This is a genomic window from Kitasatospora sp. NPDC127035 (assembly GCF_042726075.1).
Lineage (GTDB): Bacteria > Actinomycetota > Actinomycetes > Streptomycetales > Streptomycetaceae > Kitasatospora.
On record NZ_JBHXDN010000054.1, the window covers coordinates 57,830 to 70,242 of the forward strand.

Sequence of the window (12,413 nt, forward strand, 5' to 3'; positions counted from 1 at the left end):
CCCCCGGCTGCGGGAGCGCCTTCAACGCTTCCCCGGCGCTGACACCACTGTGCACCGGACCGATTGACGTTCGATAAACGCCCGGAAGTCCGCTCACGGATCGACGAAGTCCCAGGTCGGCGCGGTCGTACGGACGAACTGCCCGGCGCGCGGGGTCGCACCGCACCACCCCGGCCCGCGACCCCGCGCTCCCGGGGTGGGGGGCAGCTCCGGCCAACCACCACGAGTTGGCCGAAAACGGACCCCATGGCGGAGTGATCACGCATATTCTCGGATGCCAGTACACACACGAGTGCACTTCTCCGGTGGAGCATCCGGAAAAGGCAGCGCGGCGACGCTCCCACGGTGCAGAGTGTCCCTGTGCAAAGAGTCTGTGCAAAGTGTCAGAGGGCAGTCAACGTGACAGTGTGACGCGGGGAGCGTGACGTACCGCCACCGGCAGCAGGCCGGCGGGGCAGCGCGGGCGCCGGGAGGACGGCAGCCCGGCCTCGCGCCTCGTCCAGCCGACCGGAGGCCCGGGTGGAAAGGTGCCTCTCAATCGTGACGACCGGACAGATATCCGATCCGTTCCCCGTCGACGGGGACGCGGACGGCGACGGCGGGCCCGACGTCCTGCGCCGTCGTGCCGAACGCGCCCTGCAGGCTGTCGCCTTCGACACCATCGGCTCCGGCTACGGCGAGGCGTTCCCCGCGAAGGACGGCCAGCTGGCCTGCGGCGCCCGCCTGCTGGCCCGGCTCGAACCGGGTGCCGCCGTCCTGGACGTCGGCTGCGGCAGCGGCGAACCGACCGTCCGGCAGCTGGGCGCGGCCGGCATGCGGGTCACCGGAACGGACCTGTCGGACGTCATGCTGGCCCTGGCCCGGGAGTCGCGCTTCCCGGGGCCGCACCCGCCGGTCCTCCACCGCATCGACATGTACGACCTGGCGACCGACCGCGCCGACCGGGCCTGGAACGCACCGGAGCTCGGCCCCCGCGGGCAGGGCACGTTCGACGCCGTCACCGCCTTCTTCTCCCTGATCCTCCTCCCCCAGGACGAGATCCCCACCGTGCTGACCCGGCTGCGCACCCTGCTGCGTCCCGGCGGGGTCCTCGCGCTCGGTATGGTCGAGGCCGACCTGGACCACGTTCCGCTGCCGTTCCTGGGGCGCGAGCTACGGATCAGCGGATACCTGCGGGAGGATCTCGAACGGGTCCTGGTGGCGTCCGGCTTCGCCGTCGAGGAGCAGGTGGGGCACCCGTACGCACCCGCCAGCACCTCGCTGCCGCCGGAGGAGCAGTTGTTCCTCTGCTGTCGGCGGGTCGGCTGACACGCGGTCGGGGCGGGCAGGTCGGGACGGGCGCGGTCGGGGCGGCGCGGGAGACGGGCGGGACAGGAGACGGGCGGGACGGGAACCGGCGGACCGGCCGCGAACGACGAGGATGAACGAGGGCCGAGGACCTGCGGCCCGGAACCGGGACACCCCGGAAGCGTCACACCACAGACAGACCAACAGACCGAACCGATCCCAGGACAGGCACCCGTGCGCGACCAGCTCAAATCCGAGGCCGGACAGCCGCCTGCCCTGCCCAGCCCGCGCCGGTCGCCGCCGGCCCAGCCGGATCCGGGGACCGGACCCGCGCCGGAAGCGGGGACCGGGCCGGAGGCGGGACCCGGGACCGGATCGGACGGCCACGACCGGGTCGCCGAGCGCCTGGCCTACCTCGACTCCGCGACCCGGCGGATCAACAGCGCGCTCGACCTGGCCGCGACCCTGCGCAACGTCTGCCGCGTCCTCGTGCCGACCCTCGCCGACGCCGCCGTCGTCCACCTGCGCGACCCGCTGCCCAACGTCGAGCGCGAACCCGGCTTCCCGGAGCAGCTGCGGATCCACCACAGCCACGGCACCCGGCTGGGCCGCCGCGGCCGCCCGGCCGGCGACGACCGCCGCGACTCCCGGTACGGCTCGCACTACGGCAGCCGGTACGGCGCCCGCTCCACCGCCGACACCGGGCCGGCCACCCCGGTCACCCGCGGCGGCGCGCTCGCCCACACCCTGCTCAGCCGCCGCCCGGCCGAGCCGGTCGTCCTCGGCGCGACCGACGACTCCGGCAGCGCCCGCACCACCGAGCTGCTGCGCGAGCTGTACGGCGCGCGCGGTCTCTCCCGGCTCGGCCCCGGGACGTCCGTCCTCGCCCTGCCGCTGCGCGGACGGAAGGCCGTGCTCGGCCTGCTGGTGCTCATCCGCCGGCCTCCCGAACGGACCGGCCGGCCCTCCTTCGACGCCGCCGACACCGCGACCGCCGCCCACCTCGCCACCCAGGCCGGGCTGGCCGTCGACACCGCGCTCCGGTACGCCCGCGAATGGGAGATAGCCAACGAGCTCCAGCGCAGCATGCTGCCGTTGCGCCTCCCCCAGCCGCACGGCGTCCGGCTCGCCCAGCGCTACCTGCCCGGCGAGCGGGGCGCCCAGGTCGGCGGCGACTGGTACGACGCCGTGCCGCTGCCCGGCAACCGGGTGGCGCTGATCGTCGGCGACGTGATGGGCCACTCGCTCACCTCGGCCGCCATCATGGGCCAGCTCCGCACCAGCGCCCAGACCCTGGCCGCGCTCGACCTGCCGCCGCACGAGGTGCTGTACCACCTGGACGAACAGGCCCAACGGCTCGGCCGCGAACAGCACCTGGCCACCTGCGTCTACGCGGTGTACGACCCGATCGCCAACCGGGTGGTGCTCGCCAACGCCGGCCACGTGCCGCCGGTGCTCGTCCAGCCGGACGGGACGGCCGAACTCCTCGACCTGGAGTCGGGTGCGCCGATCGGCGTCGGCGGTGTCGACTTCTCCTCCGTCGAACTCCCCGCGCCGCCCGGCTCGGCCCTGCTGCTGTTCACCGACGGCCTGGTGGAGACCCGCAGCCGGCCCCTCAGCGACGGACTGGAACTGCTCCGGGCCCGGCTCGCCAACGCCCACCGGCACACGCCCGAGAACCTCTGCCAGGAGGCGTTGCGCATCCTGCCGCCGGGCGACCGCGGGGACGACATCGCCCTGCTGGCCGCCTGCTTCGACGGCATCCCGGCCGGGGACGTCGCGCACTGGTACCTCCAGCCGCGCAACGAGACACCGGGGCGGGCCCGCCGGCTGGTCGCGCACACCCTGCGCCGCTGGGGTCTGGAGAAGCTCACCGAGGCGACCGAGCTGATGGTCAGCGAGCTGGTCACCAACGCCGTCCAGCACGCGACCCGCCCGATCACGCTGAGCCTGGTCCGCACGTCCCGGCTGCGCTGCGAGGTCGGGGACGACAGCCCGCTGCTGCCCAGGCCGCGCCGGACCGGGCCGGAGGACGAGCGCGGACGGGGACTGCAGATAGTGGCCCGGTGCGCGGAGCGCTGGGGTGCCACCCGTCTGGGCACCGGCAAGGTCGTCTGGTTCGAGCAGCGACTGCCGTAGCCCGGGGCCGTCCGGCCGCCGCGGCGACTCCCGGCCGGGTACGCCGGGAGCCGCGCGCGCACGGGCCGTCCAGACCCGTCGGGCCCGTGCGCCGGGCGATCAGACCCGCGCGGCCGGCCTGCCGGCGTCGTCGGCCGCACCGCCGTTCTCGTCGCCGACGTCGCCGACGTCGCCGTTCGCACCGCCGTTCGCGGGCTTCTCCAGTCGGGCCAGCAGCTGCTCACCCTCCATGTCCACCCGCGGCACCACCTTCTCCAGGCTCTTCGGGAACCACCACGCGGCCTTGCCGAACAGCGCCATCGCGGCCGGCACCAGGGCCATCCGCACCACGAAGGCGTCCACCAGCACGCCCACGGCGAGCGCGAAGCCGATCGGCTGGACGATCGGGTCGTGGCCGAAGACGAAGGACCCGAAGACCGCGATCATGATCAGCGCGGCGGCGGTGACCACCCGGGCCCCGTTCTTCACCCCGGCCACCACGGCCTCCCGCGGGGCCATGCCGTGCACGTGGTGCTCCTTCATCCCGGAGACCAGGAACAGCTCGTAGTCCATCGCCAGCCCGAACAGCACGCCGATCAGCAGGATCGGCACGAAGCTCACCACCGGGCCGACCTTCGGCACGTCGATCACGCCGTCCAGCCAGCCCCACTGGTAGACGGCCACGACGGCGCCGAGCGAGGCGGTGATGGAGAGCAGGAAGCCGGCCACCGCCTTGAGCGGCACCAGGACGGAACGGAAGGCCAGCGCCAGCAGCACCATCGCGATGCCCGCGATCACGGCGACGAACGGCGGGAGCGCGTCGGTCAGCTTGGCGGAGACGTCGATGTTGGCGGCCGTGGTGCCGGTGACGTCGATCCGGGCCCCGGTCGCGGCCTTGAGGCCGTCCCGCTGGTCGCGGATCTCGGTGACCAGGTCCCGGGTGTCCGCGTGGTCCGGGCCGGTCTTCGGGATGACGGTGAGCAGGGTGGTGCCGCTCGGCTCGTCGACGGCCGGCGGCAGCAGGGTCCGGACGCCGTCCAGGCCGGAGAGCTTCTCGGCGACGCCCTGCACGGCGGCGTCCGGCCGGGCGGCGCCCCCGGTGTCCACGACGACCACCAGCGGCGCGTTGAAGCCGGGCCCGAAGCTTCGGTCGATCAGGTCGTAGGCCGTGCGGGCGTCGGTGCCCCTGGCCTGGGAGCCACCGCCCGGCAGGCCGAGGGTGAGGCTCGCGGCGGGCACCGCGAGGGCGACCAGGGCGGTCAGTCCGGTGAGCAGGACGACCAGCGGGCGGCGGACCACCAGTTCCGCCCAGCGCTCGCCGAGCGTGGTCCGGTCGGGGGCCCGGAGCGCGCGCCGCCAGACCGGCAGCCGGTCGATGGCACGCCCGGCGAAGCCGAGCAGCGCGGGCAGCAGGGTGATCGCGACCAGTACCGCGACCACCACGGCGCCGGAGGCGGCGAGGCCCATCACGGTGAGGAAGGGCACGCCGGCGACGGCCAGCCCGGCCAGCGCGACGACGACGGTCAGGCCGGCGAAGACCACCGCGCTGCCGGCGGTCGCGTTGGCGCGGGCGGCGGCCTCGTCCGGCTCCAGCCCCTCGGCGAGATGGCGCCGGTGCCGGGAGACGATGAACAGGGCGTAGTCGATGCCGACCGCGAGGCCGACCATCAGGGCCAGCACCGGCGCGGTGGAGATGATCTCGAACGAGCCGGCCAGCGTCAGCAGCCCGGCGAGTGCGACCCCGACCCCGACCAGGGCGGTGACCAGCGGCAGCCCGGCCGCGACCAGCGAGCCCAGGGTCATCACCAGGACCAGCCCGGCCACCGCCAGACCGACCGCCTCGCCGCCCTCGACCTGTGCCATCCGGTTGTACGCGTCGCCGCCGAAGGCCACGGTCAGCCCGGCCGCGCGGGCCGGCTCGGCGGCCTCCCTGACCGCGTCGCGCTGCTGGTCGGTGATGTCGCCGAGCTCGCGGTCGAAGGAGACCAGGGCGAGCGCGACCCGGCCGTCCGGGGAGAGCGCACCGGTGGCGTACGGGTCGGGCGCGGCCGAGACGCCGGGGACGGCGGCGATCCGGCCGACCGCCTCGCCGACGGCCCTGGCGGTGTCCGGGGCCGCGACGCCGCCGGCGCCGTCGGTGGCGAAGACCACCTGGGCGGAGCCGTGGCCCTGCTCGGGGAAGGTGTCGGTGATCCGGTCCAGGGTGGCCTGCGCCTCGGTCCCGGGGACCTTGAACTCGTCGCTGGTCTTGCCCGCGAACGCCCCCGCGGCGCCGCCGACGGCGATCAGCAGGGCCAGCCAGACGGCGAGCACGGTGCGCCTTCGGCGGAAGCAGAGTCGGCCCAGGCGGTACAGGTACGTGGCCATGCGGGCACCTTCGATCGGGTCGGTCGAGGCAGGCGGCTGCCTGAACAGGTCTCGGACCACCGTACGCGCAAGTTTGTCGGGCGACAAAGTCGCTCGACGCGAACCTGTGACGCATTCGTCCGATCAGGTTGTCTGAACATGGCGATACCCTGGCCCAATGGCACATGTCCCCGCCTCCGAAAGGCGCCCCCAACTGATCCAGGCCGCCATCGACCTGATGGCCCGGGAGGGGATCGCCGCCGGCAGCACCCGGGCGATCGCGGCCGAGCTGGGCGTGGCGCAGGCGACGGTGCACTACACCTTCGGCACCAAGAAGGACCTCTACCGCTCCGTCGTCGAGGAGCTGACCGCGGAGTTCATCCACCAGGTCCGCGCCGCCTCCCCCGGCGACGGGTCGTTCGGCGAGCAGGTGCGGACCATGGTCTACGCACTCTGGGAGAGCGCCGTCGCCGAGGGCGGGCGGTGCGCGCTGATCACCGAGTTCACGGCGCTGTCACTGCGCGACCCGGATCTCCAGGAGATCATGCGCGCGGTCCAGCACGAGATCGAGAGCACCGCCGCCGAACTGCTCACCGCGCTCGCCGAGGCGCACGGCCAGACCCTGGCCGTGCCCGCCGACGAGATCGCGGTCCTGTTCCTGGTCGGCTTCAACGGGCTGACCGACCGCTACATGGTGCTGCGCCGGGCCGGCGAGCGGCCGGACGCCGTGGCGCTGCACACCCTCGACCTGCTGATCGCCACCACGATCGGACTCTGCCTGGGAGCACCGGCCCGCCTGCCCTGACGGGCGCCCGACGGGCCGGCTCGCGATCCGCGGCCCCCTCGGAGCATCAGAGCACCAGGCGGACCGGCAGCTCGGCCAGCACCTCGCGCAGCGAGACGGCGAACCGGTCGTACTCGGCGCTGCGGGCCGAGCCCGGCCTGGTGGCGAGCCCGATCCGCCGCCCCGGCGCCGGGGCGGCGAAGCGCACGGCGGCCAACCGGTCGGTGCGGCTCGTCTCGACGTCCAGCGCCGTGGCGGGCAGCAGGGTCACCCCGAGGCCGCCGGCGACCAGCTGGACCAGGGTGGAGAGGCCGGCCGCCCTGGTGGTGGCGCCGGCCGGGTCCGCGCCGACCTCGCGGCAGATGTCGAGGGCCTGGTCGCGCAGGCAGTGCCCCTCCTCCAGCAGCAGGACGTCCAGGTCGAGCAGGACGTCGCGCGGCACGTCGACCCGGCCGGCCAGCTCGTGGTCGGCCGGGGTGACCAGGACGAAGTCCTCGTCGAACAGCGGGATGTCCCGGGTCGGCGCGGCCCCGCCGGCCGGCAGCGCCAGCAGCAGCACGTCCAGCCGCCCGGCGGCCAGGCCCTCCAGCAGCGACGACGTCCGTTCCTCGTGGACGTGCAGCTCCAGGTCCGGGTAGCGGTCCCGGACCAGCCGCAGCACCGGCGGGAGCAGGTACGGCGCGACGGTCGGGATGACGCCCAGGTGCAGCGGCCCGGTGAACGGGCGGCGGGCGGCCTCCACCTCCTCGGTCAGCCCCTGCAGGGAGGCGAGCACCCGGCGCGAGTGTTCGAGCACGCGCTCCCCCAGCTGGGTGATAATCACCTTCCGCGTCGTACGCTCGATCAGCTGCGCGCCCAGCGACTCCTCCAACGCCGCGACCGCCGCGGACAGCGCCGGCTGGCTGGTCCCGGTGGCCGCCGCGGCCTCCCGGAAGTGCCGGTGCTCGGCCACCGCGACGAAGGCCCTGAGCTGGGCGACCGTCGGTGTGCGGGGGGCGCGGGATGTGGCACTCGCCACAGCGCCCTCGGGTTTGCGGGCGGGAGCCCTGCGCCCCGTGGGGCGGGAGGGGGGCTTGGGGGTATTGATAACTCTCTCCGATCAGACACATCGAGTGTAGCTATTTCCCTGATCAGTCCACGATGTGGAATGGTAGAGACCGTTCCGCAAAACGGACAAACCCCCCTCAGTCTCACTTCAGGAGAAGCGAACGTGCTCACGATCGGTGACAAGTTCCCCGAGTTCGAACTCAACGCCTGCGTCGACCTGGACGCCGCGAACGCCTTCGCCGAGATCAACCACAAGTCCTACGAGGGCAAGTGGAAGATCGTGTTCTTCTGGCCGATGGACTTCACCTTCGTCTGTCCGACCGAGATCGCCGCGTTCGGCAAGCTGAACGACGAGTTCGCCGACCGCGACGCCCAGATCCTCGGCGTCTCCGGCGACTCGGAGTTCGTCCACCACGCCTGGCGCAAGGACCACAAGGACCTCCGCGACCTGCCGTTCCCGATGCTGGCCGACGTCAAGCACGACCTCATGCGCGCCTGCGGCGTCGAGGCCGCGGACGGCACCGCCCAGCGCGCCGTCTTCATCGTGGACCCGAACAACGAGATCCAGTTCGTCATGGTGACCGCCGGCTCCGTCGGCCGTAACCCCAAGGAGGTCCTGCGGGTGCTGGACGCCCTGCAGACCGACGAGCTGTGCCCGTGCAACTGGACCAAGGGCGAGGACACCCTCGACGCCCAGGCCCTGCTGGCCGGCTGACCCATGGCCCTCGACGACCTGAAGTCCGCCCTCCCGGACTACGCCAAGGACCTCAAGCTCAACCTGGGCTCGGTCATCGGCAACTCCGACCTCCCCGCCCAGCAGCTCTGGGGCACCGTGCTCTCCTGCGCGATGGCCACCCGCAGCGCCGCCGTGCTGCGTGAGCTGGAGCCCGAGGCCAAGGCCAACCTCTCCCCGGAGGCGTACACCGCCGCCAAGGGCGCGGCCGCGATCATGGGGATGAACAACGTCTACTACCGGACGCTGCACCTGCTCTCCGACAAGGAGTACAGCAGCATGCGGGCCGGTCTGCGGATGAACATCATCGGCACCCCGGGCGTCGAGAAGGTCGACTTCGAGCTCTGGTGCTTCGCGGTCTCCGCGATCAACGGCTGCGGCCAGTGCCTCGACTCGCACGAGGGCGTCCTCCGCAAGGCCGGCGTCGACCGCGACGTCATCCAGGCCTCGATGAAGATCGCCGCCGTGCTCCAGGCCGTCGCCGGCGTCCTCGACGCCGAGGCCGCGCTCGCGACCGTCAACGCCTGACGACTCACCCGCACCACCCCCGAACGGGCCCCCGCGCCGGACACCGCGTCCGCCCGGGGGCCCGTTCGCGTACCGGGAGGGCGGCGACTACGACGCCGGTGGTGCCGGGGCTCGGGTCGCGGCCTCGCGGGCGGCCTCCAGGGCGGTGAAGACCGCCTGGCCCGCCTCGTTGCGGCGGCGAAGGTGGGTGACCACGGTGTTGGTGACCGCGATCAGCGGGACGGCGACGATCGCACCGCCGATGCCGCCGATGATGGAGCCGGCGGCCACCCCCAGCACCACGCCGAGCGGGTGGACGCGGACCGCCCGGCCGAGGATGAGCGGCTGGAGGATGTGTCCCTCCAGCTGCTGGACGGCGATCAGCACCACCAGCACCATCAGCGCGGTCCACGGCGTGGTGGTGACCAGGGCGATCAGCACCGCGACGGTCCCGGTGACCAGCGCACCCACCAGCGGGACGAAGGCGCCCAGGAAGATGATCACGGCGAGCGGCAGCGCCATCGGCACCCCGAGCAACTGGATGCCGATGCCGATGCAGACCGCGTCGATGAAGGCCACGCAGACGGTGCCGCGCACGTAGGCGGTGAGCGTCGCCCAGGCCTTCGGCCCGGCCCCGGCCATCGCGTACCGGGAGTGCCGGGGCAGGCCCCGCAGCGCCCAGTTCCAGATCCGCTCGCCGTCGTAGAGGAAGAAGAAGGTGGTGAAGAAGGCCAGCAGCACGGCGGTCAGCACCTCGACGGCGATCTGCGCGCCGGTCAGGCTGGCCGAGGTGATCTGCTCGGTGTTGGTGCTGATCGCCTTGGTGATCTGGTTGGCGAAGTCGGTGATCTGCTGCTCGGTCAGGTGCAACGGCCCGGTGATCAGCCAGTCCCGGAGCTGGTCGACGCCCGCCTTGACCTTGCTGGTGACGGTCTCCAGGTTGGTGGTCACCTGCCAGACCACGAACCAGCCGACCAGGCCGATTCCGGCCAGGCCGCTCATGAACACCCCACCGGCGGCCAGCGAGCGCGGGACGCCGTGCCGGCGCAGCCAGGAGACGGTGGGCTCCAGCAACGCGGAGATCAGCAGCGAGGCGAGCACCGCGAAGGCGACCAGCCGCAGCATGTCGACGATGTAGAAGACGACGTACAGCGCGGCACCGAGCAGCAGCAGCCGCCAGGTGGACTCGGCGGCCACCCGCAGGCTCCACGGCACCGCCTCGGCGGGGGTGGCGGGCCGCCCGAAGTGTCCGTGGGACCCACCGGACCCGCCGGACGCGGTCGGCGGGACCGCGGCGGCCGGTGCGGCGGCGGCAGCGACAGGCGCCGCCTCCTCCCGGGGAGCCGGCAACGGCGCCGGGAGCTCCGCGGCGGCGGGCGCCGCCAGGAGCAGGGATTCGTGGAAGTCGGCCGCCATCGCGGCCCGTCGGCGCCGCTCGATCACGGCGGCCGCGCTCGCCACCACGGCCATGCCCTTGGCCACGGCCTTGAAAGCCTTTCCGCCCCGCGCCATGCTCGTTACCACTTCTCCCCGCCGGACCCGCCGTGTCCGGCGGGACGCCGTGGGTCCCGCCACGGCCGTCAGGGATGACGCTACCCGGCCGGGGCGCGCCGAGTCCGCCGGGCGGGCGGGTTCTTCGTACCCACCGGCGGAGAACGGGCCACGGCCGGAGTGGGGATACCGGGGCGAAACCACGCAGTTCGGGTGGTTTCAGGCGTCGGGCAGCGGGGAGGAGTCGGTCGGGACCGGAGCCAACTGTCGGCGGACCGGCCGGTGCGGAGAGCTACCAGGACCCCTCTCCGCGCCCCGCGTCCGCACCCAGGACCGCACCGCCCGTGGGCGCACTGGTCAGCGCAGCCCGGGCGGCGCGGCCCGCTCGCGCCGGGGCCGGGCGCCCGGTCCGGATCGCCCCCGGGTAGGGCCCGGCGGTTCACGGTTCGCAGCGGTTCGCGGACGACGCGGCACGGCCCCCGGTCGCGCTGTCCGCGCGGCCGGGGGCCGTGGTGAAGCCGGTGGACCCGGTACTCGGCCGGTGGGCCTAGTACCAGTGGTGCGACTGCCAGAACGACCAGGCGCCACAGGGGCTGCCGTAGCGGCTGTTCATGTAGCTGAGGCCCCACTTGATCTGCGTGGCCGGGTTGGTGCGCCAGTCGGCGCCCGCCGAGGCCATCTTCGTCCCGGGCAGCGCCTGGACAAGGCCGTACGCGCCGGAGCTCTTGTTGGTGGCGGTGTAGTTCCAGCCGGACTCGCGCTTCACGATCTGGCTGAAGCACTGGAACTGGGCGTCGTTGCCGACGATCTGCTGGGCGAGCTCCTGGACGGAGCCGGGGCTGACCGAGACCGGCGGAGCCGCGTTGTCGGTGGCAGCCATCGCCGAGCGCGACTTGGAGCGGTTGGCGGCGGCCTCGTCGGCCTTCCGCTTCTCCTCGGCCGCCTTGGCGGCCTTCTCCGCGTCGGCCTTGGCCTGCGCCTCCTTGGCCTGCGCCTCGGCCTTGGCCTGGGCGTCGGCCTTGGCCTGGGCGTCGGCCGCGGCCTGCTGGCGCGCGGCCTCCTCGGCGGCCTTCTGCTCGGCGGCTGCCTTGGCGGCGGCGTCGGCGGCGGCCTGCTGGGCGGTTGCCTGCGTGCCGATGTTGTCGCTGATGGTCTGCGCCTGGGCGCCAGAGGGGACTTCGGCAAGCAGGGTCGCACCGGCGACATCGACCGTCTGCGTCGTCTTGCCCTCGCTGCCCGAGGCCATGCCCACGACGGCACCAACAGCGGTGACGGCGGTGGCGGAGGCGACAGCAACTCCCCGGACCGAGATCCGAGTCACATGGTTTCCTTCCAGCATCGCCCACGCGTGACCGTACGGGCGCAACATGCCCCTTGGCGCTGCCCTCCGGACGTGCTGGTCACGGGAGGTACTGACCCGGCGTCCGGCCGACGTGAGGCGACCGGGCGTTGAGATCGGGCGGCGTACGGCTCATCGGTGTTCAATTGTGCGTCCACTGACCGGAGTTGGTGGACCGTCCGGGCCGGACTTCCGGGCGTCCGGAAGCCATGCCATGCCGTACGCGGGGCCTGACAGAACCCTCACCATGCCGCAAGGGGCACTGTCGACGCAATTCCCTGTTGCGTGGCGGATGTCACATTCACCGTGCCGGAGTTCTCCGGACAGAAAGCACTCGATGTGATGAAAGGGCCGAGACCCGCTCCGTCAGGAGCGGGTCTCGCGCCGCGAATTGACCTTTTTGTCCCGCTATGACCGGATCGCCCCGATCAGGGGTGGATGTCCTCCAGCATCTCGGTCACCAGGGCCGCGATCGGCGAACGCTCCGACCGGGTCAGCGTGATGTGGGCGAAGAGCGGATGGCCCTTCAGCTTCTCCACCACGGCGACGACGCCGTCGTGGCGGCCGACCCGGAGGTTGTCGCGCTGCGCGACGTCGTGGGTGAGGACCACCCGCGAGCCCTGGCCGATCCGGGAGAGCACGGTGAGCAGGACGTTGCGCTCCAGGGACTGCGCCTCGTCCACGATCACGAAGGCGTCGTGCAGGGAACGCCCCCGGATGTGGGTCAGCGGCAGGACCTCCAGCATCCCCCGGGAGATGAT

The 12,413-nt window shown here is 73.0% G+C and carries 10 protein-coding genes; 5 read left to right on the forward strand and 5 right to left on the reverse strand.

The genetic code is table 11. From position 1 onward, the window contains the following. Positions 1 to 540: 540 nt before the first annotated feature. Together ACFWIC_RS29635 and ACFWIC_RS29640 are read left to right on the forward strand one after the other, a co-directional pair. Positions 541 to 1,308: a class I SAM-dependent methyltransferase gene (locus ACFWIC_RS29635; protein WP_329949346.1), complete on the forward strand. Its 768-nt coding sequence runs from the start codon at positions 541 to 543 to the stop codon at positions 1,306 to 1,308. 213 nt (positions 1,309 to 1,521) lie between these two features. Continuing rightward, on the forward strand, positions 1,522 to 3,426 hold the full coding sequence (locus ACFWIC_RS29640) for a SpoIIE family protein phosphatase (RefSeq protein ID WP_329949347.1): 1,905 nt from the start codon (positions 1,522 to 1,524) through the stop codon (positions 3,424 to 3,426). Positions 3,427 to 3,525: 99 nt separating this feature from the next. Here the strand turns inward: ACFWIC_RS29640 and ACFWIC_RS29645 are convergent, their stop codons facing one another. Further along, entirely contained in the window at positions 3,526 to 5,772 is a 2,247-nt protein-coding gene (locus tag ACFWIC_RS29645; RefSeq protein WP_380520426.1) for an MMPL family transporter, read from the reverse strand. A gap of 157 nt (positions 5,773 to 5,929) precedes the next feature. On the opposite strand from ACFWIC_RS29645, the gene ACFWIC_RS29650 reads away from it, so the two are divergent. After that, positions 5,930 to 6,556 (forward strand): TetR/AcrR family transcriptional regulator, encoded by a 627-nt coding sequence (locus tag ACFWIC_RS29650; RefSeq protein WP_329876176.1) that lies wholly within the window; start codon positions 5,930 to 5,932, stop codon positions 6,554 to 6,556. A gap of 46 nt (positions 6,557 to 6,602) precedes the next feature. On the opposite strand, the gene ACFWIC_RS29655 is transcribed toward ACFWIC_RS29650, so the two are convergent. Then, complete coding sequence (locus tag ACFWIC_RS29655; RefSeq protein ID WP_329949349.1) at positions 6,603 to 7,553, reverse strand: LysR substrate-binding domain-containing protein; 951 nt, start codon at positions 7,551 to 7,553, stop codon at positions 6,603 to 6,605. Positions 7,554 to 7,745: 192 nt separating this feature from the next. Between ACFWIC_RS29655 and ACFWIC_RS29660 the strand changes: the two genes are divergently transcribed. Both ACFWIC_RS29660 and ACFWIC_RS29665 read left to right on the forward strand, forming a co-directional pair. Further along, positions 7,746 to 8,297, forward strand: coding sequence for a peroxiredoxin (locus ACFWIC_RS29660; RefSeq protein WP_030397082.1), 552 nt, complete (start codon positions 7,746 to 7,748; stop codon positions 8,295 to 8,297). A 3-nt stretch (positions 8,298 to 8,300) separates the two neighbouring features. Next, positions 8,301 to 8,843, forward strand: a complete 543-nt coding sequence (locus tag ACFWIC_RS29665; protein ID WP_329876167.1) for an alkyl hydroperoxide reductase — start codon at positions 8,301 to 8,303, stop codon at positions 8,841 to 8,843. Between the two features lie 87 nt (positions 8,844 to 8,930). Here the strand turns inward: ACFWIC_RS29665 and ACFWIC_RS29670 are convergent, their stop codons facing one another. From ACFWIC_RS29670 to ACFWIC_RS29680, 3 genes are all read right to left on the reverse strand, one after another. After that, complete coding sequence (locus ACFWIC_RS29670) at positions 8,931 to 10,334, reverse strand: AI-2E family transporter (RefSeq protein WP_380361450.1); 1,404 nt, start codon at positions 10,332 to 10,334, stop codon at positions 8,931 to 8,933. A gap of 526 nt (positions 10,335 to 10,860) precedes the next feature. Further along, positions 10,861 to 11,634 (reverse strand): transglycosylase SLT domain-containing protein, encoded by a 774-nt coding sequence (locus ACFWIC_RS29675; protein WP_329949351.1) that lies wholly within the window; start codon positions 11,632 to 11,634, stop codon positions 10,861 to 10,863. Positions 11,635 to 12,080: 446 nt separating this feature from the next. After that, the coding region (locus ACFWIC_RS29680) for a PhoH family protein (RefSeq protein ID WP_380520427.1) at positions 12,081 to 12,413 on the reverse strand (333 nt) is incomplete at its 5' end.